The organism is Terrimesophilobacter mesophilus (genome assembly GCF_014200375.1).
Lineage (GTDB): Bacteria > Actinomycetota > Actinomycetes > Actinomycetales > Microbacteriaceae > Terrimesophilobacter > Terrimesophilobacter mesophilus.
Map to the genome: position 1 here is coordinate 1,086,600 of NZ_JACHBP010000001.1, position 22,648 is coordinate 1,109,247.

16 protein-coding genes are annotated in these 22,648 nt (G+C 67.6%); 7 read left to right on the forward strand and 9 right to left on the reverse strand.

All coding sequences use genetic code 11. The features are described from left to right. Nucleotides 1-18: 18 nt before the first annotated feature. Together BKA04_RS05390 and nagA are read left to right on the forward strand one after the other, a co-directional pair. Nucleotides 19-390, forward strand: a complete 372-nt coding sequence (locus BKA04_RS05390) for a YrdB family protein (protein WP_104095487.1) — start codon at nucleotides 19-21, stop codon at nucleotides 388-390. Then, nucleotides 384-1,532, forward strand: coding sequence for an N-acetylglucosamine-6-phosphate deacetylase (nagA, locus tag BKA04_RS05395; protein ID WP_104096649.1), 1,149 nt, complete (start codon nucleotides 384-386; stop codon nucleotides 1,530-1,532). Before BKA04_RS05390 ends, nagA begins: the two co-directional genes overlap by 7 nt. Here the strand turns inward: nagA and BKA04_RS05400 are convergent. The 6 genes from BKA04_RS05400 to BKA04_RS05425 form a co-directional block, all read right to left on the reverse strand. After that, the gene (locus BKA04_RS05400; protein WP_104095488.1) at nucleotides 1,529-2,299 is read right to left on the reverse strand and encodes a glucosamine-6-phosphate deaminase; all 771 of its coding nucleotides are present in this window, start codon (nucleotides 2,297-2,299) and stop codon (nucleotides 1,529-1,531) included. The genes nagA and BKA04_RS05400 overlap by 4 nt on opposite strands. Continuing rightward, nucleotides 2,299-3,261, reverse strand: coding sequence for an ROK family protein (locus BKA04_RS05405; RefSeq protein WP_174719816.1), 963 nt, complete (start codon nucleotides 3,259-3,261; stop codon nucleotides 2,299-2,301). The genes BKA04_RS05400 and BKA04_RS05405 overlap by 1 nt, the downstream gene beginning before the upstream one ends. Continuing rightward, entirely contained in the window at nucleotides 3,258-4,145 is an 888-nt protein-coding gene (locus BKA04_RS05410; protein ID WP_167309678.1) for a carbohydrate ABC transporter permease, read from the reverse strand. Before BKA04_RS05410 ends, BKA04_RS05405 begins: the two co-directional genes overlap by 4 nt. Then, complete coding sequence (locus BKA04_RS05415) at nucleotides 4,142-5,047, reverse strand: carbohydrate ABC transporter permease (protein ID WP_232841974.1); 906 nt, start codon at nucleotides 5,045-5,047, stop codon at nucleotides 4,142-4,144. The genes BKA04_RS05410 and BKA04_RS05415 overlap by 4 nt, the downstream gene beginning before the upstream one ends. A 137-nt stretch (nucleotides 5,048-5,184) precedes the next feature. After that, the gene (locus BKA04_RS05420; RefSeq protein ID WP_104095490.1) at nucleotides 5,185-6,456 is read right to left on the reverse strand and encodes an extracellular solute-binding protein; all 1,272 of its coding nucleotides are present in this window, start codon (nucleotides 6,454-6,456) and stop codon (nucleotides 5,185-5,187) included. 63 nt (nucleotides 6,457-6,519) lie between these two features. Beyond that, complete coding sequence (locus tag BKA04_RS05425; RefSeq protein ID WP_104095491.1) at nucleotides 6,520-7,740, reverse strand: ROK family transcriptional regulator; 1,221 nt, start codon at nucleotides 7,738-7,740, stop codon at nucleotides 6,520-6,522. A gap of 127 nt (nucleotides 7,741-7,867) precedes the next feature. Between BKA04_RS05425 and BKA04_RS05430 the strand changes: the two genes are divergently transcribed. The 4 genes from BKA04_RS05430 to BKA04_RS05445 are packed head-to-tail and all read left to right on the forward strand — an operon-like array spanning nucleotide 7,868 to nucleotide 15,603. Next, nucleotides 7,868-11,098 carry an FtsX-like permease family protein gene (locus BKA04_RS05430; RefSeq protein WP_104095492.1) on the forward strand — a complete coding sequence of 1,077 codons (3,231 nt, stop codon included), beginning with the start codon at nucleotides 7,868-7,870 and terminating at the stop codon, nucleotides 11,096-11,098. After that, entirely contained in the window at nucleotides 11,095-13,863 is a 2,769-nt protein-coding gene (locus BKA04_RS05435; RefSeq protein WP_134542242.1) for an FtsX-like permease family protein, read from the forward strand. Before BKA04_RS05430 ends, BKA04_RS05435 begins: the two co-directional genes overlap by 4 nt. A gap of 4 nt (nucleotides 13,864-13,867) precedes the next feature. After that, entirely contained in the window at nucleotides 13,868-14,881 is a 1,014-nt protein-coding gene (locus BKA04_RS05440) for an ABC transporter ATP-binding protein (protein ID WP_104095494.1), read from the forward strand. Next, complete coding sequence (locus BKA04_RS05445) at nucleotides 14,878-15,603, forward strand: ABC transporter ATP-binding protein (protein WP_104095495.1); 726 nt, start codon at nucleotides 14,878-14,880, stop codon at nucleotides 15,601-15,603. Before BKA04_RS05440 ends, BKA04_RS05445 begins: the two co-directional genes overlap by 4 nt. Before the next feature lie 43 nt (nucleotides 15,604-15,646). Here BKA04_RS05445 and BKA04_RS05450 read toward each other — a convergent pair whose 3' ends face one another. Continuing rightward, nucleotides 15,647-18,679: a S8 family serine peptidase gene (locus BKA04_RS05450; protein ID WP_232841975.1), complete on the reverse strand. Its 3,033-nt coding sequence runs from the start codon at nucleotides 18,677-18,679 to the stop codon at nucleotides 15,647-15,649. A 238-nt stretch (nucleotides 18,680-18,917) separates the two neighbouring features. Between BKA04_RS05450 and BKA04_RS05455 the strand changes: the two genes are divergently transcribed. Further along, nucleotides 18,918-19,343, forward strand: coding sequence for an Hsp20/alpha crystallin family protein (locus BKA04_RS05455; protein ID WP_104095496.1), 426 nt, complete (start codon nucleotides 18,918-18,920; stop codon nucleotides 19,341-19,343). Between the two features lie 37 nt (nucleotides 19,344-19,380). Here BKA04_RS05455 and BKA04_RS05460 read toward each other — a convergent pair whose 3' ends face one another. Both BKA04_RS05460 and BKA04_RS05465 read right to left on the reverse strand, forming a co-directional pair. Next, nucleotides 19,381-21,276 (reverse strand): heavy metal translocating P-type ATPase, encoded by a 1,896-nt coding sequence (locus BKA04_RS05460; protein ID WP_104095497.1) that lies wholly within the window; start codon nucleotides 21,274-21,276, stop codon nucleotides 19,381-19,383. A 109-nt stretch (nucleotides 21,277-21,385) separates the two neighbouring features. Then, nucleotides 21,386-22,600: an NADP-dependent isocitrate dehydrogenase gene (locus BKA04_RS05465; protein WP_104095498.1), complete on the reverse strand. Its 1,215-nt coding sequence runs from the start codon at nucleotides 22,598-22,600 to the stop codon at nucleotides 21,386-21,388. Nucleotides 22,601-22,648 lie beyond the last annotated feature (48 nt).

A 22,648-nucleotide genomic window follows, 5' to 3' on the forward strand; every position in this document is an offset into this window, starting at 1 on the left:
GCTCGGTAGGCTGAAGGCGTGTCGAACACCGCCGAGAAGGTCCGCATCGGACCCAACGACGTCGTGCGGTTCCTGCTGGAGCTGTTCGCCTTCTTCTCGCTCGGCTATTGGGGCTACCTCGCCTGGCCGTTCCCCTGGCCGGGCATCCTGTTCATGATCGGCGCGCCCCTCTTCGCCATCGTCGTCTGGGGACTGTTCCGCTCGCCCAAGGCCATCGTGCGAGTGGACATCGTCGGGCGAGGCATCGTGGAGATCGCGGTCATGGGCTCAGCGACGATCGCCTGGGCGATGCTCGGGCATCCGATCGTCGCTGTCGTCTTCGGCGTGATCGCACTCGTGAGCGGAATCATCAACCTGCGCACGGAGTCGGCGAGGGAGGCGGCATCGTGAGCATCCTGTTCCACGATGCGCGCAAACTCGACGTGGACGGCGAGGTCGATGAGTTCTGGATGATCGCAAACGGCGACACGATCACGGCGACCGGGAGCGGACGGCACCCGGATGTCGATGACGGGACAACGCGGGTCGACGTCGCCGGTCGCCGGCTCGTGCCGGGCTTCATCGACCTTCACGGCCACGGCGGTGGCGGCCACTCCTACGACGGGGACGCGAACGAGATCCGCGAGGGGATCGCGGCCCATCGCGCTCACGGAACGACCCGCACCGTGGTGAGTCTCGTCACGAACCCGCTCGACGACCTGCGCCGGAGCCTGTCGACCGTCGCGGACCTGTGTAGCGAGGACCCCACCATCCTGGGCTCCCATCTCGAGGGCCCCTTCCTCTCCGAGGCGAGGAAGGGCGCGCACAATCCCGACCATCTCCGTCCGCCGTCGGCGTACGAGCTCGAGGAACTCCTCGGCGCGAGCCGCGGCACGCTCCGCCAGCTCACGATCGCCCCGGAGCTCGCGGGGGCCTTCGAGGCGATCGACGTTCTCGTCGAGGCATCCGTCGTCGTCGCGATCGGCCACTCGGAGGCGGACTTCGACCTCGCACGCGAGGCGTTCGATCGAGGCGCCCGTATCCTCACGCACGCGTTCAATGCCATGGAAGGCATACATCACCGCGCCCCCGGACCCGTCGTCGCGGCTTTCGAGGACGACCGGGTCACCCTCGAACTCGTCCTCGACGGCCACCACGTTCATCCGGATGTCGCGCGCATGGCGTTCCACTCGGCCCCCGGCCGCATCGCGCTCGTCACCGACGCCATGGCAGCGGCCGGAACCTCGGTGGATGGCGGAGAGTATCGGGTCGGCTCTCTCGACGTGACGGTGCGCGACGGTCTTGCCGTGCTCGCCGGAACCACCACGATCGCAGGGTCGACCCTCACGCAGGACGCCGCGCTCCGGCTCGCCGTGTCGCGCGCGGGAATCCCGGCAAGGGATGCCGTCGCCGCTCTCACGTCGACGCCCGCGAAGGCACTCGGACTCGACCACCGCCTCGGCAGACTTCGTGCCGGCTTCGCTGCGGATGCCGTGATTCTCGACCACGACCTCTCGGTCGCCGCGGTCTGGGCGAACGGTTCTCCCGTCTAGTCCTTCTCCCACTCCAGGCGATTCGCCCAGGCGTACCGGTAGTACTCGGCATTCGCGAGCCCGGAGGCCGCAGCATCATCCACGATGACCATCACGCGCGGGTGGAGCTGGATGACGGAGGCGGGCACGCTCGCAGTCAACGGGCCCTCGAGCGCGTCGGCGACGATGCCGGCCTTCGCCTCCCCGAACGCGAGCAGGACGAGTCGACGAGCTCGCAGGATCGTTCCGAGCCCCTGCGTGACGCAGTGCGTCGGGACCGCCTCGAGCGAATCGAAGAAGCGGGCATTGTCGATCCTGGTCTGCTGCGCGAGAGTCTTCACACGCGTGAGCGACGCGAACGATGAGCCGGGCTCGTTGAATCCGACGTGCCCTGTGCGCCCGATCCCCAGCACCTGAAGATCGATGCCTCCCGCGGCATCTATCGCGACCTCGTAGTCATCGCCCGCCGTCTCGATCCGGCCGCTGTCCGCCGGGACGTGAACGAGCGACGGGGTGAGCCCGAGCGGACCGACGACCTCCCGGTCGATCACCGCACGATACGACTCCGGATGCCCCACGGGGAGTCCGACGTATTCGTCGAGCGCGAAGCCGCGGACGCCGGTGAGGTCGAGGTGGCGAGCCGCCAGCGCCGCCCAGGTGGTGAGCGGAGTCGATCCCGTCGCGAGGCCGAGCACGGCATCCGGCTTCCGTCTGACCAGCTTCTCGATCTCGTGCGCCGCGATCTCACCCGCTGCGGCGGCGTCGGGGACGATGACGACCTCAGCCATCAGGCCACCGTCACGGAGCCCTGTGCGCGCACGCCGGCGTATGCGGCGCCGATCGCCGCCGAAGGAAAACCGCCGGGAACGAGCCGCACGCGATCGGCGAGTTCGAGGGACGCGAGGAACGGGGACTCGGTCGCCCGCTCCGCGAGAACAGACCGAATGCCATCGATCAGAGGCGCCCCGAGGGACGAGATGCCTCCACCGATGACCACAAGATCCACATCGACAGTCAACACCAAAACCCGCACGGCCGATGCCACGTTGTCGAGGAGCCGGCTCCGCACGAGAATGGCGGACTCGTCACCGGCCTCCGCGGCTTCGAACAGGTGCTGCGCGGGCATCGGGTGATCCGTCGGCCACTGCCGGGTGATCGCGGAGCCCGACGCCATGAGTTCGAGGCAGCCGCGCTGGCCGCACGGGCACAGCGGGCCGGCCGGATCGACCGGAATGTGGCCGATCTCCCCGGCGGTCCCCCTCGAGCCGCGCCAGAGCCCCCCTGCCACGACGATGCCGGCGGCGAGGCCCGTGCCGAGATTCAGATACGCCATCGAATGGTCGTTCGCGTCAGGCCAGCCCTCGGTCTCGAGCAGGTGGTACACGCCGAGGGCTGCGGCGTTCACGTCGTTCTCGATGTGCACGTGGACACCGAGCCTCGACGAGAGCAGGTCGCCGAGGTCGAGGCCCTGCACTCCGAGGTTGACCGCGTGGGTCACCGTTCCGTGAACCGTGTCCACCCGGCCCGGCACACCGACGCCCACCGAATCCGCTTCCCTCACGGGAATTCCGGCCAGCGCGGCGACGCGGTTCACCGCATCGACGGCGGTGTTCAGCACCGCGTCGGCGCCGTACCCCGTCCCGAGCCTCACCTGGTGGAGGATCCCGCCGTCAGCGTCGATCGCCACGGCATCCGTCTTCGTCCCGCCGATGTCCACGCCGATGCGCACGCCTGATCCATTCCCGGTCATCCCTTGACCGCCCCGCTCACGAGCCCCTGCGTCATCCGACCCTGGATGACGAGGAAGAAGATGATGACCGGGATCGACATGAGGGTGGATCCGGCCATGATCGCCGCCCAGTTCGTCGTCCCGTGCGCGACCTGGAAGGTGCGCAGCCACACCGGCAGCGTCATCATCTCCGGCCGCGACATCACGACGAGGGCGAGGAGGAACTCGTTCCAGGCCTGGATGAATCCGAACACGCCCGTCGCGACGAGGCCGGGCGCCAGGAGCGGGAACGTGATCTTCCAGAACGCTCCCGTGCGGGAGAGCCCGTCGATCATGCCCGCCTCTTCGAGGTCGACGGGCACGCCGTTCACGAATCCGCGCAACGTCCAGATCGTGAACGGCAGGACGGTCGCGACGTAGACGAGCGTGAGGCCGGCGATCGTGTTGAGCAGCGCCCAGTCGTCCAGGACGCGGTAGGTGGACACGATCATCGCCTCGCCGGGGATCATCTGCACGATGAGGATCGTCAGGATGAAGGACTTGCGCGAACGGAACCGGAAACGCGTGACGGCCAGGGATGCGAGGAACGCGAAGATGAGGGCGATCACGACGGTCAGGACCGTGACGATGACGGAGTTGCCGAGGGCCGGCAGGAACTGCGCCCGATCGGTCGCGAACAGCACGGTCTCGTAATTGCGGAACGTGAAGGTCTTCGGCCAGAAGTTCACCTGGGATCCGATGATCTCGTTGTTCGGCTGGAAGGAGGTCTGCAGCATCCAGTACACGGGGAAGGCGGCGCACACGAACACGATGACCGCGATGACGCTGAGCACGATCGAACTCACGCGCCTGCGCACGCTGCGTTTGCGGTGCGGAATCCTTGCCCGCACTGTCGCGGTGGTCACAGTTGCTCCTCCTTGAGGCTCTGGCGAACGTAATAGAGGGAGATCGCCATCATGAAGAACACCGTGATGACGGCAATGGCGCCGCCGATGCCGTACTCACCCGAGCCGAGTGCCACCTGGTAGATGTAGACGCCGAGCGTCGAGGTCTGCTCCCGGATGCCGCCGATCCCCTGCAGCGCGTAGATCTGCGTGAACACGCGAAGGTCCCAGATGACCTGGAGGATCGTGACGACGAGGAAGATCGACTTGAGATACGGGAACACGATGAGACGGAACCGCTGCGTGCTGCGCGCACCGTCGAGTTGCGCGGCCTCCATGACCTCGTCGGGTATCTGGGTGAGCCCTGCGTAGACCGTGAAGGCGACGAACGGGATGGCTCCCCACACGACGATGACCGTCGCGACGAAGAAGAAGCTCAGCGGGTTGATGAGCCAGGAGTGCGCGTGGAAGTCGAGCCCGAAGAAGTTCGTGAGCGCGTAGTTGACGACGCCGTACGAGGTGTCGAACATCCAGCCCCAGACGATCGTCGCGGTGAGCGCGGGCATCGCCCAGGCGAGCAGGAGGCCGACGGACAGGAGCAGTCGGAAGAAGCGGTTCACCTTCGTCATGAGCAGCGCGATGAGCGTTCCGCCGACCATCGTGACGACGACGTTGACGAGGCAGAACAGGATGCTGCGCACCATGACGTTCCAGAACGCCGGGTCGCCGAGAACCTTCGTGTAGTTCTCGAAGCCGATGAAGGGCGCCGGCGCTCCGAACACCTGTGCGCGGCCGAACTCCTGGAACGAGATGATGAACAGCTGGATGAGCGGCCAGCCGATCACGACGAGCAGAACGGCCGTCGCAGGGATGAGCAGCATGTACGGCGTGAAGCGCGCACGCCGGTTCACCAGTGTCGACAAGGTCCAACCCTCCTTCGTGAGTCTGTCGCGCTTAAGATAGGCCGTGCCCCGACCTTTCCTAGGGCGATGGGCAGTACGAAGGGATGCTCGGCGCGACATGCACGGTCACGCCGAGCATCCTCCATGGGGCGAGCAGACTAGCCGTTCAGGATCCCGTCGATCTTCGCGTCGAGCGCCTTGGCGAGGGAGGGGATGTCCCCGCCCTGGGCGATCTGCACGAAGAAGTCGGTGAGCGCTCCTGACGCCTCGACGTCTGCCCACTTGGGCGACGCCGGGGTGAGACGGGCGTTCCCGGCGGCGGAGGAGATCGCCTTGGCGACCTCATCCGTTCCGAGGGTGCTCGCGAGCGACACCTTGGCCGGCACGAGACCGTTCTTGCCGTAGATCGTCTGGAAACCATCGCTCAGGATGATCTTCAGCGCCTTGACGGCGAGCCCGGGGTGAGCGGACTTCGCCGAGACGGCGATGTTCGATCCACCGGCGAACACCTGGCCGGCGCCTCCGTCGGCTCCGGGGAGGGCGTAGACGCCGAGGTTCGACTCCTGGTCCGGGCAACCGGGAGTTTCGGCATCCGCTGCGGCCAGGATCGACCACTTCACCCAGCTCGGGGCGGAGAGCTGCAGGGTCGTCCCCTCACAGAATCCGACCTGCGGGTTCGTCTCGTTGCCGTCCTTCGGAGCGGTCGACGCCTTCGTCATGAGCTCCTGCACCTGCTCGAGACCCTTGATGGATCCCGCCGAGGAGAACTGCGACGCCCACGTGCCGTCCTTGAACGTTGCGATCTCTCCACCGTTCTCCCAGATGAAGGGGAGCGCGTTGTACCAGTCCTGCCCGGGCCACCACAGGCCGGACTTTCCGGGGTTGTCCGCGGCGAGCTTCTCCGCGTTGGAGATGTACTGGGCGAGCGTCGTCGGCACCGTCAGTCCGGATGCTGCGAGCGCATCCTTCTTGTAGAAGACGAGTCGCGATCCGGAGTAGAGCGGTGCGGCGTAGAACTTGCCGTCATAGCTTCCGGCCTCGACGAACCCGGGTAGAAGGTCGTCGCCGCCGAGTGCCTTGTACTGGTCGGTGAGGTCGAGGAACGCGCCGGACGACGTGAAGGCCGCCGCCTGCGTGTTGCCGACCTCGACGACATCCGGGCTGTCGCTTCCCGACAGGCTCGTCGTGAGCTTGTCGACGAGGCCGGTCCAGGACTGCTCCTCGATCGTGAGCGTCGACCCGGGGTTCTCCTTCTCGAACGTCGTCTTCAGATAGTCGCGAGCGTCCTGTGGCGTATCGGTGCCCACAAGCCAGACGCGGATGTCCGCGGGTCCGTCGTCGGCGGCGGGAGTCTTCGTCCCACCTCCGGCGCAACCCGCGAGGGTGATCGCAGCAGCAGCGGCAAGAGCCACAAAGCTGAGCTTCCTCATGGTGTTTTCCTTTCCTAGGGCGATGGTGTCAGCGCGGTGCCGGACACCCCGTGGTGCGCGGAGTCAGGAGACCCCGAGTTGCGCGGAGAGCACCATCACGGCAGCGCCGCGCACGACGATGTCCTCTCCGAGCGTTGTCATCCGTAACGTGAGATCGCCGTGGAACTGGGCCATCGTGCGGTTGCGGAGTGTTTCGATGGTCGCCGCGGCGAGCGGGCCATCAAGCAGGTGGGTCGGACCGCTCAGGACGATCTCGGCCAGATTGAGCGCTCCGACGATCGCGGCGAGGGAGATGCCGAGGTGCCGGCCCGCTTCTGCCAGCACGTCGTCGGTGGATGCGCTGTTCGCGCGGGCGGCGGCGAGCGCCGCTTCGAGGCGGGGAGCCGCGAGCCAGGTCTCGAGGCATCCGTTCTTGCCGCACACGCACGGAAGGCCGCCATCGGTTCCGACGACGACGTGGCCGATCTCGCCCGCCGCGAACCGGCTGCCATACAGTGGGGTTCCGCCGACCAGGAGGCCCGCGCCGACACCGTGCCCGACCTTGACGAGCATCATGTCGCGGTCGGCTCCGCCGAAGCTGTGCTCGGCGAGCACGGCGGCGTTCGCGTCGTTGCCGACGACGACGGGGAGCGAGAACTCCTGGAGGAGGATGCGCTGCAGCGGGACGTCTGTCCAGCCGAGATTCGGTGCGGAGAGCACTGTACCGGTGAAGTCGACGACGCCGGGGGAACCGACTCCGATGCCGAGGATCGGGCTGGTGGCGAGCGCGAGAAGTTCCCCGACGAGCCCGACGACCTTCGCCGCGGCATCCGCCCCCGTGCTCCCGGCCAGTGTCACCTCACGGTGTTCGAGGATCCCGCCGTCCAGGTCGAGCAGCGCACCGCGGAACATCGCGTAGTCGCTCAGGTCGATCCCGACGATCTGGAAAGCGCTTCGGTTGATGTCCAGGAGGGTCGCCGGCTTGCCGGGGCGAGCATCCTCGCGCTGGCCGGTCTCGACGATGAGGCCCTCGGAGATGAACTCGCCGACGAGGTCGGAGATTGTCACCCGCGTGAGCCCGGTGCTGCGCGCGATGTCCGCGCGGCTCTGCTGGCCGGCACGGTAGAGGGTCTGGAGGACGAGAGAGCGGTTGTGGCTGCGCGCGTGCTCCGGCAGGATCTTCGCGCTCGGGCGCAGCGCGCGACCCGAGCTGAATCCCTGGGTCGTGTGGTCGGCGATACCGGGTCCGCGAGCCGCCGTGGCGGACGTCGGGGAGAGGCTTCGCTGCGCTCCCGCTGCAGTCATTTTGTTAGTAAACCGTACAAACAAACTCCTGTCCAGTGTTTCGGCAACTTTTTCATGTCGAGACGCGCGACCTCCTTAGTGAGCGCGATTCGATTGATACTGTCGACGGGGGTAGAAGGGACTTCTCATGCGGACTGTGGGCCTTGTCTTCCGCAGGTCCACGTCCCAGTCCGGACTCCTCTCCACGGTCGGTGCCGTCGCACTCGTCCTGACGGCGCTCGTCGTCGGACTGTTCGGCTACCTCGACTTCTCCGCCACCATCAACACCCGGCACTTCCTCGCGGATGCCGCTCCGACGGCGAGCAGCCTCCGCGTGGAGGCGAAGCTCGGCAGCGACCCCGCGGCGCAGACATCCGCCGCAGACGCGTTCTTCGCGCGCACCTTCGCGGGCATCCCGGTCACGATCGATCGGACGCTCATCGACTTCCCCCTGTCCGCGGCGAAGGATGGCAAGCAGCTCACCCTGGACGATGGAAGTGAAGCGCGCATCACGCCGTGGTCGGATGCCTCTCTCGCCGACTTTGCCAATCTCGTCGCTGGCACGTGGCCGACGACGACCACCACGAGCGACCCGCTGCAGGGAGCGCTCCAGGCCGAGGCGGCGAAGCGGCTCGGCCTCTCCGTCGGCGACGTCCTGTCGGTCGGAAGCGGCTCAGAGGCGAAGGATGTCGAGATCGTCGCGACCTGGCTGCCGAATAACGCACTCGACCAGCACTGGTTCTCCGACCCCGGCGTCGCGACCGGAACGGCGATCCCTGCCGGGGACGGCACGCCGAGCTTCGGCCCGCTCATCGTCGACGAAGCGGCGATCGCGACGCTCGGCCCGATCCCCTCCGTCCACTGGACGATCGCCGCCGACTCGCACGTCATCACCCCCTCCGAGCTCGACCGCCTGGGCACGATCGCCACGACACTTCGGGACTCCATCGCCGCCGACGAGAAGTTCGACGCCGGCGGCGCCCTCGTAGACGGCACCCTCGCGCAGACCGCCTCGACGGTCCAGCGGAACCTCGAGTCCGTGCGCGGGGTCACGCCCGTCGGCATCCTGCTCGTGGCCCTCATCGGCCTCATCGCCCTCATCCAGTTGGCCCGGCTGCTGTCGCTCGCGCGGAGGCCGGAGAACGCCCTCCTGAGGTCGCGCGGCGCCTCTGCGCAGTGGCTGACGACGGCCGGGCTCATCGAATCGGCGGTCGTGGCCGCCCTCGGATGTGCAGCAGGGTTCGCTGCCGCGGCCGGCGCACTCCTCGCACTGTTCGGTGCGGATGCCGCGGCCTTCGCACCCTGGGAGTTCGCCCTCGTCAACGCTGTCGCCGTGCTCGTGATCTTCGGCCTCACGGCGTTCCTCGACTCGATCCGGCTCGCCAAGCGCGATGCGATCGACGACTCCGGCCGGACGCAGGCGGCAGCGACCATCGGTACGGCCGTGCTCGCTCTCGCCGCAGCAGGGGTCGCCGTCTGGCAGTCGCTACTGTACGGTTCGCCGCTCATCACGAATGCCGCCGGCCGCACGACCGTGAATCCGCTCGCCGTTATCGCCCCCACGCTCGCCCTCATCGCCATCGCCCTCGTCCTGCTCGTGGTGTTCGGCCCGCTCGCCTCCGCCTGGCAGCGGATCGCCTCCGCGCGACCGCGGTTGCAGCCGTCCTACTCCGCGCGGCAGGTGGCGAGGGGGCTCGGCAGCTATGCGGTCGCCGTGCTGGTGGTTGCGCTGGCCGTCGGCGGCGTCGTCATCGCATCCGGGTACTCCGGCTCCTGGCATTCGCTCACCCAGCGCAATGCAGAGCTCGTCACGGGCGCGGATGCCAAGGTCGCCCTCACCACGTCTGCCTTCCCGCAGGCGGATGCCACACCGGTGACCGGCGCAGAGTTCCTCGACGTGCCGGGAGTGACGGCCGCCGCTCCCGTGCTCTCCACCACGATCTCGATCGGCGATGGCGACGACGGCCAGCTCACCGCTATTCCTCACGACGAGATCGAGAAGGTCGTGACGCACGCCGGCGGTTCTCTCGATCCGGCAAGGCTCGCGCGCGAAGTCGGCGACTCCAAGGTCAACGGCATCGAGTTGCCCCAGGATGCCACCGCCTTCTCCCTCACGATGACGGTCCGCCAGGGCTTCGATTCCGAGTCCTCCTCTCACATTCCCAACAGCGGCTGGGTGCAGGGAGTCGTCTGGCTCCGGGATGCAGCGGGTGCCGTCATCACGATGAAGCTCCCCCAGATCGACATCGCGCCGCTGAGCTCCGAGGATACGGTCGTGACGACCGCGACCGTCGATCTTCCGACGAGTCGCGACCCGTGGCGGCTCGTCGCCATCGACTATTACGTGAGTGCGTACCAGGGTTTCCTTAACACGACGTTCAGCGATCTCGAGGCGACCACCGCATCCGGCCCTCAGCACGTCGCCCTCGACACGAGAAGCTGGGGGATGCCGCTCCTGTTCGCGTTCGGGTCCAGCACGGTACCTGCCGCCGACGGGCTGACCCTTGGCATACCCGGCGATCAAGGTCGGCCGTATAGCCTGCGCTTCGCCGTGCAGGGCGATGACCCGGAGTCCTCGGTCGCGCCCGGCGCCGGCATCAACAGCTACTTCGAGTCGCCGCCGCTCCCTCTCGTGGTGAGCAAGGAGCTCGCGAGCCACTACGACGTCGGCCCCGGCGACCCCTTCACCCTCCGTTTCGCGGGAACCGGTCTGAGCATCAACGGCAGGATCGCCGCCGTCGCGAGCCTGCTGCCGGGCGTCCAGTCCCCGCATGCGATAGTCGTCGACCTGAACGCCCTCACCGAATACATCATGGCCTCGAGCAATGTCGTACCCCGCGCCAACCAGGTCTGGCTCGCGACCGATGGAGCGGTCGACCTGGGAAGCGCCGTTCCGAATGACGCGACCGTCGTCACCGCGAACGACGCGGTCGATTCCGCGTTCGCCGCGCCGGCAGAACTCGCCCTGTGGATCGCGGCGATCGGATGCCTGCTCCTTGCAGCGATCTCGCTCGGCGCCGTCGCACTCACCCTCGCCCGGGCACGCCGCGGCGAGGTCGCAGTACTGCGCGCGGTGGGCGTCTCCGCCCGGCAGCAGTCACGCTCCCGCTTCATGGAACTCGCGGTCGTCATCCTGGTCTCGGTCGTCTTCGGCGTGCTGGCCGGGGTCGCGGTCTCAGCGCTCACCCTGCCGAACCTGGCGCGCTCTGCGATCCAGAGCGTTCCGGATGCCCTCCCCGCGACGCTGACGTTCGCCCTCGCCCTCGGCGGTGCACTTCTCGCGGTGGCTCTCATCGTCATGCTCGGGATCGCCGGATTCTCCGCCGCCCGGGTACGACGCCAGGCGCTCGACACGAGCGAAAGGCTGGAGACCCGATGAGCCGGAGATCCCGCATGTCGCTCTTCGGACTGCTGGCCCGCCAGTTCCGGTCGGACCTCGGCCCGTTGCTCGCGCTGGCGGTCATCGTTCTCGTCGTCGCGACGCTCGCCGCGACGGCTCCCCTCGCGCTGCGCTCCATGACCTCCGCCGAGGTGGCGTACCAGATGGATAACCTCCCGGCGGTCCGTCGCGACCTGCTGAGCCGCGCAGCAGGAAACCCGACGATCACGCCGGGGACGGCACCGTTCGTCCAGTTCGAGGGCGCGTTGAAGGCTGCGACGGAGAGCGCTCCGAATCCCCTGCGGAAGGCGCTCGGGGAGGCGAACTTCGTCGTCTCCACCGACAGCCTTCAGGTCGCACGGCTCGGGGTGGAGTGGAACGATCCGATCACGCCGATCACGCTCAACGTCGCTCCGGCGCTCGAGGACAACATCACACTCACGGCAGGGGCGATGCCTGCCCCGTTCGATCAGGTGCTCGCACCCCAGGACCCCACCCGATTCCCCATCAACCAGTTCACACGCGATCCTGTCGACCCGAGCATCGACATCCTTCTGTCCACGGCGAGCGCCGACCAGGCCGGATGGAAGGTCGGCGAGGAACGGCTCGTGCGGGTCAGCCAGGATGATGGCTTCTACGCAAAGCTCAGCGGGACGTTCGACGCCCTCGACGAGGCGGATGGTTTCTGGGCAGCGGCCCGCTCGGCACTCCAGCCAGGCATCTCCCATACCTCGTTCTCCGGTTCCAACACCCGGATCGTGACGAGCGCCGCCTTCATCGACCCCGGATCGTGGGCCACGTTGATCGACGAGACGCGCCTGTCAGCGACGACATCCGTGGGCATCCCGCTCTTCACCGACGGACTCACGGTCGACGAGGATGAGGAACTGCTGCCCCAGCTGCGGCACTACCTCAGCCAGCCGCAGCAGGTCGCCAAGGTCGCGAACTCGACCACCGTCTCCTCGCTCATCTTCACCTCGGATGCCGACTCCACCCTCGAGACCGCCCTCTCCCGCGCGTCCACCGCCATCTCGGTGCTCGTCATGGTGGCGTCGGGGCCGATCGGGGTCGCCATCGCCGCCCTGTGGCTGCTGTCACGGCTCATCCTGTTGCGGCGCAGGGATGCGCTCACGCTCGCCTCGGCGCGCGGCGCGAGCGGAGTGCAGCTGCGCACGGCCCAGGCCCTCGAGATCCTCGCACTCTCCGTTCCGGGGGCCGCGATCGGCGCTGTCATCGCGTACCTGCTCTTCCCGTCAGCGTGGTCGGATGTCTCGGTGATCCTCGCGGGCGTCGTCGCCCTCGTGCCGCCCGTCCTCACCGCGATAGCGACCTCTCCGCGCAGCCTGAGGAGCGCGCGTGGCGACATCGACCCGCGGGTCCGGGGACGCTACCGGTGGGTGCTCGAGGTGATCGTGCTCGCGATGACCGCACTCGCGGTGTTCCTGCTCCTCCAGCGAGGACTCGCGTCCAGCAATGGAAGCGTCACGGTCGACCCGCTCCTGGCCTCGACTCCGCTCCTCCTCGCGCTCTCCGCGGGACTCATCGTCCTGCGCGTGTACCCGATCCCGCTCATGGGGTTCGCGCGCGCGGCGAAGAAGCGGAAGGGGATCGTCGGATTCCTCGGAGCGAACCGCAGCATCCGCGACCCCGCTGCCGGCCTCGCGCCCGTGCTCGCCATGGTCGTCGGCCTCGCCGTCGCGGTCTTCTCCGGGGTACTCCTCGGAACCGTCTACGGCGGGGTCGACTCCGCAGCGCACTCGAGCGTCGGCGCGGACCTCCGCATCGACTCGCCGATTCTCACCCAGGAGCAGCTCGACGAGATCGCGGCGGTGCCCGGCGTCGCGGACTCCGTCGCGATCTACCAGAACAACAAGCTCCTGAACCTGTCCGTCGAGGCCAACATCGCCGTACCCATCCTCGTGGTCGACACCGCTGCCCTCGAGCGAGTGCAGGCGAATGTGCCTGGCGCTGCGCACTTCGACGGCGACATGTCCGGGAAGGTCGGCGAACGCATCCCCGTACTCCTCTCCCCGGATCTCGCCGCGCAGTACACCGTGGGGAAGGATTCCACGCTCGGCCCCGAAGACATCGTCGACGGCGGCGATCCAGGCACGTCACCGTCGCTCAGCGGTGTTCAGGACTGGGTGCTCATCGATCGCGCGAACAGTGCGGCGTTCGACATCGACAAGTTCCTCCCCCGCATCACCCTGATCACGCTCGACGACGGCGCAGACGCCGGCGCGGTCACCGCAGACCTCGCGAAGATCGTGGGTTCGGACGCGACGATCGAGAGCCCCGCGGATGCCTCGGCGCTGCTCGACGGCTCCCCCGTGTCCGGCGGTCTGCAGCTCGCTCTCCTCGCGCTCATCATCGTCGTGGCGCTCCTGTGCGCCGCGACCGTCGTGCTCGCACTCATGATCAGCGGTCCGGCCAGGGAGCGCCTTCTCGCGCTCCTGCGCACGCTCGGTCTCACCCGGTCGCAGGCCCAGGGAATCACGGGATGGGAGATCGGCCCGACCGCGCTCGTCGCGATAGTGGTCGGCCTCGTGCTCGGTGCCGTGCTCCCCCTCATCGTGCTGGCCGGTGTCGATCTCCGCCCGTTCACGGGCGGCGTGCTTCAGCCCGCCGTCATTCTCGACCCCGTACTCCTGTCGCTCATCATCGGCGGATTCGCCCTGCTCGTCGTGATCGCCACCATGGTCGCCATCGCGACCGCTCGCAGGGTGAGTCTTGCCAAAACCCTCAGAACGTCCGAGGAAGGATAGAACCATGACGACCGATACAGCACCTCCCGGGTCGCCACGCGCGGCGACCGGCGACACCGAGCCGCACATCCTGTGCTCGGATCTCGTGCGCATTTTCGCGGCGGAGGGCGTCGAAGTGCAGGCCCTCCAGGGTCTCAATCTGAGCGTCGACCGCGGAGAGATGGTCGCGCTCGTCGGCGCATCCGGATCCGGCAAGTCGACGCTCCTCACGATCCTCTCGGGCCTCGACACCCCGACGGCTGGCGTCGCACGATGCGCTGGCAGCGACCTGCTCACGATGGGGCGTAAGGAGCGCGTGCAGTACCAGCGGCACAGCGTCGGGTTCGTCTGGCAGCAGACCTCGCGGAACCTCCTGCCCTACCTCACCGCGGCGGAGAACGTCGCGATGGCCATGGTGGTCGCAGGCAACCCGACGAAGGATCGCCGGGCGCGCATCCGGGAGCTGCTCGACCTGCTCGAGGTCGGATACTGCGCGGACCGCAAGCCCACGGAGATGTCCGGCGGCGAACAGCAGCGCAGCGCGATCGCGGTGGCGCTCGCGAACGACCCGCAGGTCCTGCTCGCCGACGAACCGACAGGCGAACTCGATGAGGCCACATCCTCCGACGTGCTCGAGGCGATGCGCGGCGTGAACGAAGGGCTGGGGATCACGACCCTCATCGTCACGCACGATCCGGCGGTCTCCGAGCACGTGAACCGCACGATCCAGATCCGCGACGGCCGCACATCCACCGAGGTTCTGCGGCGCCGCGAAGTCGATGAGCACGGGCAGGAACAGCACATCGCCGAGGAGTTCGCGGTGCTCGACCGCGTCGGGCGCCTTCAGCTCCCGGATGACTTCACGAAGGCGCTCGAGCTGCGCGAGCGCGTTCGCCTCGCCCTCGAGCCCGACCACGTCGGCGTATGGCCGGGGCATCGCCCCGCGAGGTCTGCCCCGGATGCCGTGGCCGACCCGACCCCGCCGGATGCCGCCACCCGGGACAGTGCGCCCCTCGACCCCCCAGAGGACCGATCATGATGGAAGACCTTCGGCCGGCTCTGCGCGCGGAGAACGTCAGCCGGACCTTCACGACCGGCGCGGGCGACGTGAATGCCTGCACCGACATCAGCATCCAGGTGCACGCGGGCGAACTGCTCGTCGTCCGGGGCAAGAGCGGCAGCGGCAAGACGACGCTCCTCAACATCCTCGGCGGTCTCGATCGACCCACCTCGGGCGGCGTCTGGATCGGCGACCAGGACCTGACCGCCCTCAACGACAACAAACTCGCCGAAGTACGACGCGGAAGGATCGGGTACGTCTTCCAGACCTTCGGGCTCATCCCCGTGCTCTCCGCGGCGGAGAACATCGAGGTGCCGTTGCGGATCCGCGGCACCGACCCCGCAGAGCGCGAGACCATGGTGGCGGAGATGCTCGACCTCGTCGGGCTCGCCGACCACGCCGCCCAGCGGCCCTACGAACTCTCCGGCGGCCAGCAGCAACGCGTCGGACTCGCCAGGGCGCTCGTCGGCGAGCCCGACATCCTTCTCGCCGACGAACCCACCGGACAGCTGGACTCCCGCACGGCCGCGACCATGATGGACCTCATCGAAGAGTTGGTGAAGGCGAAGGGAATCGCGGCGGTCGTCTCCACCCATGACCCCCTTCTCGTTGCGCGCGCCCACAACGTCGTCGACCTGCACGACGGACGACTGGTCGAGCAGGAGACCCGCCGCGGCCGGCATGCGAGCGACACAGAGTAGCGAGGGCCATTTCTGACCCCCGCCACCCCGTGCTGCACCTCCGTCAGTTGACGGTGACCGGTAACTTCCGCTGTCCGGTCGCGACCGACACCACCGTCGATGCCCCGCTGTCCCCGTAGTACACGAGGCCGAGGTAACTCGTCGACGCCTTGAGCTTCGACCACGATGCCGTGTAGGTCGTCTGCACTCCCGCCTGGCCGGACAGCTCCGACGGATCGAGCGTGAGCGGTGACCCGCCCGGCAGCACCGAGAACGTGGTCAGGTCGAACGCCGTCGCCGGGTTCGCAGAGTACACGTCGACGTACACGAGGTACTTGGCCGCATCCGGCGAGTAGAGGTCCACCCGCTCATCCGCGGAACCGCTCGCCGACTGCCAACCCGCGATCGGAGTGCCCTTGCTGTCGAGCTCGTACACCGTGAGGTCGAGGTCGGCCGTGTCATCGATCGAGTTCAGGTCGAACCTGGCCAGCACCGTGCCCTTCGCAACCTTGACCGTGTACTGGAACGAGTCCCCGGTCTCCCCGGATCCCGAGTGGTCCTTGACCGTATTGGTCGGATCGCGCTGCAGCGTTCCGGGGGTCAGCCCGGTCGTGCTGAGCGGAATCACTCCATCACCGCCAGGAGTCACCGTCACGTCCACGGAACCGGTGAGACCGGTACCACTCGCCTCGGCGGGCGCGACGATCGTGACCGGCTGCACCGCGATGGGTGACCGGACGACCGTCGAACCACTCGTCCACGTCAGCGCGCCGGTGGCGAACTTGTCGAGTGGAGCATTCGTCCGACTGAACGTCACCGAGAAGCTGGCCGTGTCACCGGGGCTCGCGAAACTGAGCGTCGACGGCGAGACGACCACGTCGATCCCGGGGATCGAGGCCGCCGCGGTGAAGGTTCCCGCCTGCGTCGCCGTCACCGTGCGAGTGATCGTCTCCGGAGCCGTGAGGGCCCCGATGGCGATCGATGCCAGGTTGAGGTTGCTCGGATCGATGGGATCGGCCCCGACGTCGTAACCGATGCCCTGGATGTACGAGAGCCAGTCGCCCACGTCATTCAGGTACAGCAGTCCCGGCTCGAAGTACTTCGTCGGATCGACATGGCCTGCGCCCTGCACGAACGGGTTCGTGACCGGTTTGCCTGCACTGTCGAGCGTGTTGTACGCGCTCGTCATCATGGCCGACTTGATCTCGGACGGGCTCGCGTTCGGCGACTTGCCGAGGTACAGCGCTGCGAGGCCGGTGATGTGCGGCGCGGCCATCGAGGTTCCGGAGAGGAACTGGAAGGTCGGATCGCCACCCTCGGCATTCGCACCGTCGGCGATGATCGCCACACCCGGAGCCGTGATGTCCGGCTTCAGGATGTCGCTGCCGTCGGCCAGCACCGGTCCCCGCGAGGAGAACCCGGCGACCTGCGGAGTAGCCGGTTCGATGCCCGTCGAGTTGCCCGCGGCCATGCTGACCGTCGCCCCCGCCGTCGCCGCGTACGCCATGAGCGCGTCATGGAACTGCACGTCGAGGTGGATGGTCGGTACAGAGTGGTTGTCGAGGTCCGTCGACCCAGCGACGACGTTGATCAGGATCATGCCGATGCCGCCGACCCTGGCGACCTCGGCAGACTTGGCCACCCGGTCGTTGAGCCCTCGCTCACACACCACGATCTTGCCGGCTGCGAGCGCCGGGTCGAGCGTGTCGGCGAAGCACAGGTTCGCATTCACCGCACCGGAGAGGGCCACGGCCGACGCCAGTACGAGGTCTCCCTCGAGCGGAGGCGCGCCCGGCGTCATGTCGAGGGTCACGGATGCCCCTGCCATCGCCTGTCCATCGCCGAGCGTGGCCGTCGCCTCATAGCTCGGGATCGTGCTCGCGGCGACCGTGGTGATCCACGGTGACGCGTTGTCGAGCGTCGACGAGGCCGGCCCGTCGTTCCCGGCGGAAGCCGAGACGAAGACGCCGGCAGCTGCCGCACCGAGGAAGGCCTGGTCGGTCGCGGAGACCGTGGTCTGGGCCGCGCCGCCGCCGATGGAGAAGTTGATGACGTCGACGCCGTCGCTCACCGCGGCGTCGATCGCGGCGACGAGGTCGGATGTCGCGCATCCGTCGTCCGTCGTCACCGTCGGATCCTGACCGGTCCAGCACACCTTGTATGCCGCGATCTTCGCCGCCGGTGCGACACCCGTGATGGTCCCGAAGCTCACGCCGTTGATCGAAGCGGCGACATCCGGGTTGCCGGCCGCCGTGCTCGAGGTGTGAGAGCCGTGGCCGTCACCGTCGCGCGGCGAGAGGTACTCGCCGAGGTCGGTCCCGCCGATGTTGCCCGCCCCGAACCCGTTGACGAAGTAGCGTGCGCCGACGATCTTCGTGCTGCAGTCGGCCGCGGTGAACTGGACGCCGGTCTGGCATGTTCCCGTGAAGGTGTTCCCATCGCCCTTTGCGAAGGTGATCGTGCTGCCGTCCAGGTACGGGTCGGCACCCGCCGCCGTGCCGAGCGAGTCGCCGGCGAAGGACGGGTTCTCCGGCGCGATGCCGGTGTCGAGCATGCCGACGACGACTCCGGCGCCGGCATTGCCCACACCCCCCAGTGACGCCCAGACGCCACTCGGACCATCGAGGCCGAGGAAAGTAGTGGAGGGGACCGCCGTCACATGCTGCAACTCGTCGGGAACGATGCTCGCGACGTCTTTGTTCATCGAGAGTGCGACGGCCTGCTTGGTGGAGAGTGTGGCGGAGAAGCCGTTGAGCGTCAGGGTGTAGGAGTAGTCGATCCTGGCGCCGACGGAGGCGGCGACATCCTTCTGCTGAGCTTTGAGGTAATGGGAATAGTTCTCAACGGAACGGCTCTTCGCGTTCAGCTGCTTTCCCTTGCTCGGCCTGGTGGGAGTGAAACCGTTCGTTCCCCCGGTGTAGGTCGCGGCAGCCGCGTCCACGAGAGTCACGATGTAGTGGCCAGGCGCGAATGTCGACTGGCCGTGACCGCCGATCGCGGTCGGTGCGGCGGCGGCCCCTAGCGCGGTTCCCGCGACGAGGCCCGATGCGAGCAGTGCGCTGGTAGCGACTGCCGCAAGGATTTTTCGGTAGCCCACGGTGTATCCCTTCTGAGCAACGGAGTGGGTGGATGCCGCAGTCGGGATCTGCGTTGGGCTTTACGCTAGACCCGGTCTACCCCCGTAGGGGGTACTTTGTTACCAATCCGTTATCAACTTTCCCTCCGCTCTCCTGATTCGCGGAGGGCGAACGCCATTCACTGGCACTCTCATGGATAGAGTGCTAATTTCTTAATAGTTGAGCCGACTCGACTCAAGTACTGAAGGAGTGAAGAATATGGCCCTGTACTTCGACCCGTTCCGTGAACTGGACCGCGTCGCCTCGAACCGGCTGGACTCGCGGCGGCCCCGCCTCATGCCGATCGATCTGCACAAGGACGGCGACCTGTACGTCCTGAACGCCGACCTCCCCGGGATCGACCCCGGCTCGGTGGACGTGGATGTCGACGGCCAGCTGCTCACCATTCGCGCGGAGCGCACCGCCCGCAGCGAAGACGTCACATGGCTTGCCCATGAGCGTCCGAGCGGCTCGTTCCTGCGCCGGCTGAACCTCGGCGACGGAATCGACACCGAGCACATCAGCGCCGCCTACGACAACGGCGTGCTGAGCGTCATGATCCCGGTGAGCGAGAAGGCGAAGCCGCGCAAGGTCGCGGTGCAGTCCGGCGCCGCGTCGACCCCCGTCGAGGTCGCCGCAGCCTGACCATCACGATGCGGCGTTTCGTCGGTGATGCGGGTCTTCACACGACCGCATCGCCGACGGGGCGCCGCATCGTCGTCTTCCGGAGAGCGACTGTCCTGCCCGGCAGGAGCGCCCGCAACGCGTTCAGGATCGTGATGAGGTCGACGACCTCCTGAAGAGCCGCTCCCACGATCGCGGGCAACCACCCGAACGCCGCCGTGAGCATGAGTGCGACGCTGATCGCGATGCCCAGCCAGATGCTCTGAAGGGCGATGTGCACCGTGCGGTGCCCGATCTCCACCGCATCCGCCACCCTCGACACATCGTCGACGAGGATCACGACGTCGGCGGACTCACTCGCCGCCGTCGAACCCCGCGCACCGAGTGCGATTCCGACATCCGCGACAGCGAGGACCGGTGCATCGTTGACGCCATCACCCACCATGATGACCGGCCGCGGTCTCGCGGACCGAACCAGTTCCACCTTGTCCTGCGGGAGGCACTCGGCGTGCACGTCGTCGATCCCCAGCCGTTCCGCTATCGGCCTCGCCGTCTGCTCCACATCCCCGGTGAGGAGGATGACATGTCGGATGCCGCTGCGGCGCAGACGCTCCAGGGTCGCCGGCGCCTCCTCCCGCATTTCGTCGCGCAGCACCACTGTCCCGGCGAATCGGCCGTCCAGGGCGACGTACACGGCTGCTTCGCCGCTGGCGAGCGTCCGACGCTGAACGCCGGTCGCCCGATCGGCGACGAAGCTCGGCTTGCCCACGATGATCTCGCGTCCGTCGATCGTCGCCTCGACTCCGTGCGTCGCCACCTCCCCCGCCCTGCTCGCCTCCCGCAGTGCGATCCCGCGATCCGTCGCGGCCTGGCGGAGCGCCGCCGCGAGCACGTGTGATGAGTACTGCTCAGCCGACGCGACGACGCCGAGCAGCTCATCAGGACCGAAATCAGGACCGAAACCCGGCTCCGGATACAACGCGACGACCTCCGGCACGCCGTTCGTGAGCGTGCCCGTCTTGTCGAAGGCGACGGTGCGCGCCGCGGCGAGCTGCTCGAGGGCGGAGGCGCCCTTGACGACGACGCCGGACTTCGATGAGCGGCTCATACCGGCCATGAACGCGATCGGCGCGGCGAGCAGCAGCGGGCACGGCGTGGCGACGACGAGCACCTCCGCGAACCGCACAGGGTCGCCGGAGATCGCCCACGCGATCGCCCCGATGACGAGCGCGATGATCGTGAATGGGATCGAGTAACGGTCGGCGAGCCGAACCATGGGCGCCTTGCTCGCAGACGCTTCGGCCACGAGCTTGACAATGAGCTGGTACTGGCTCGCACTCGCGAGCGTCGTGGCCCGGATGTCGACGGCACCCGACCCGTTGACAGAACCGCTCCAGAGCTGGTCGCCCCGCACCTTGTCCACGGGCATGCCCTCGCCCGTCAGCGAGGACTCGTCGAGGGAGGCCTCCCGCCCCTCCAGCACGGCATCCACGGGGACGATCTCCGATGGACGCAGCAGGAGCCGGTCACCGACGGCCACCTCATCGACGGGGACGTCCTCGATCCCCCCGGATGCGGTGTATCGGTGCGCTCGCACGGGAGCCCGGTCGAAGAGCGATCGCAGGTCGCGTTCTGCACGGCCGGCGGCGTAGTCCTCCAGCGCCTCCCCGCCGGAGATCATCAACACGATGATGAGGCTCGCCCAGTACTCTCCGACGATGACCGTCGACACGATGGCGATGACGGCGAGCACGTCGAGCCCGAACTGTCCGCGCATGAGCCGACGCACCATGGACCAGGCCTGCATCGCAGCGACGATGAGCGCGAATGCGCTGATGACCCACTGCGCGACGGCACCGTTGCCCGTCGCGGCGAGGCCGAGGCCGACGAGTCCGACCACCACCGTGATCGCCACGATCGGGTAACGCCGGACGGCGGCCACGAACCAGGTCATGGCCTCAGTACTACCCGCAACCGGTCACGGTTTCCAGCAAGGTGAGCCTGACCTTTCCGGGGGTACCGTGTCCCATCGGGGCGCACCCGTTGAAGCCCGGATGCGCGGGTCAGCCGAGTCGTGCCTTGAGGTTGTCGGCGAGAGCCCCGAGGAACTCCTCCGTCGTCAGATAACCCTGATCGGGGCCGACGAGGAGGGCGAGGTCCTTCGTCATCCTGCCGGACTCGACCGTCTTCACCACGACATCCTCGAGGGTGTGAGAGAAATCGATGAGCTCCTGGTTTCCATCGAGCTTGCCGCGGTGGGCGAGCGCACGCGTCCACGCGTAGATGGAGGCGACCGGGTTCGTCGAGGTCGGCTTGCCCGCCTGGTGCTGGCGGTAGTGGCGGGTCACGGTGCCGTGGGCCGCCTCCGCCTCGACGATCTTCCCGTCGGGGGTCGTGAGCACGCTCGTCATGAGACCGAGCGATCCGAAGCCCTGCGCGACGGTGTCGGACTGCACATCCCCGTCGTAGTTCTTGCACGCCCAGATGTAGCCGCCCTCCCACTTCAGGCTCGCAGCGACCATGTCGTCGATGAGCCGGTGCTCGTAGGTGAGGCCCGCGGCGTCGAACTTCGCCTTGAACTCGTCCTCGAAGACCTCGGCGAAGAGGTCCTTGAACCGGCCGTCGTAGGCCTTCAGGATCGTGTTCTTGGTCGAAAGGTAGACCGGGTAGCCGCGGTCGAGTCCGTAGCTGAGCGAGGCGCGCGCGAAGTCGCGGATCGAGTCGTCGAGGTTGTACATCCCCATCGCGACGCCGGAGCCCGGCGCCTGGAAGACCTCGAACGACTGCGGTTCGCCGCCGTCCTTCGGCGTGAAGGTCATCGTGAGCGTGCCTTCGCCCTCGAAGCGGAAGTCGGTCGCGCGGTACTGGTCTCCGAACGCGTGGCGGCCGATGATGATCGGCTTGTTCCAGCCGGGAACGAGGCGCGGGATGTTGGAGATGATGATCGGCTCGCGGAAGATCGTGCCGCCCAGGATGTTGCGAATCGTGCCGTTCGGACTCTTCCACATCTTCTTGAGGCCGAACTCCTCGACGCGAGCCTCGTCCGGCGTGATGGTCGCGCACTTGACGCCGACGCCGTGCTTCTGGATGGCGTGGGCCGCGTCGATCGTGATCTGGTCGTCCGTCTCGTCGCGCTTCTGGATGCCGAGGTCGTAGTACTCGAGGTTCACGTCGAGATAGGGGTGGATCAGGGTGTCTTTGATGGCCTGCCAGATGATCCGGGTCATCTCATCGCCGTCGAGTTCGACGACGGTCCCTTCAACCTTGATCTTCGACACGGGGTCTCTCCTTGGGTGCTTCGCGCTGGGCCCATTTCGGCCGAGAAC

Coding starts and splice junctions, on each gene's coding strand:
- BKA04_RS05455 (WP_104095496.1), top strand. CDS start 18,918: ATGGCCCTGTACTTCGACCCGTTCCGTGAACTGGACCGCGTCGCCTCG.
- BKA04_RS05420 (WP_104095490.1), bottom strand. CDS start 6,456: ATGAGGAAGCTCAGCTTTGTGGCTCTTGCCGCTGCTGCTGCGATCACC.
- BKA04_RS05460 (WP_104095497.1), bottom strand. CDS start 21,276: ATGACCTGGTTCGTGGCCGCCGTCCGGCGTTACCCGATCGTGGCGATC.
- BKA04_RS05435 (WP_134542242.1), top strand. CDS start 11,095: ATGAGCCGGAGATCCCGCATGTCGCTCTTCGGACTGCTGGCCCGCCAG.
- BKA04_RS05425 (WP_104095491.1), bottom strand. CDS start 7,740: ATGACTGCAGCGGGAGCGCAGCGAAGCCTCTCCCCGACGTCCGCCACG.
- BKA04_RS05405 (WP_174719816.1), bottom strand. CDS start 3,261: ATGACCGGGAATGGATCAGGCGTGCGCATCGGCGTGGACATCGGCGGG.
- BKA04_RS05445 (WP_104095495.1), top strand. CDS start 14,878: ATGATGGAAGACCTTCGGCCGGCTCTGCGCGCGGAGAACGTCAGCCGG.
- BKA04_RS05400 (WP_104095488.1), bottom strand. CDS start 2,299: ATGGCTGAGGTCGTCATCGTCCCCGACGCCGCCGCAGCGGGTGAGATC.
- BKA04_RS05430 (WP_104095492.1), top strand. CDS start 7,868: ATGCGGACTGTGGGCCTTGTCTTCCGCAGGTCCACGTCCCAGTCCGGA.
- BKA04_RS05440 (WP_104095494.1), top strand. CDS start 13,868: ATGACGACCGATACAGCACCTCCCGGGTCGCCACGCGCGGCGACCGGC.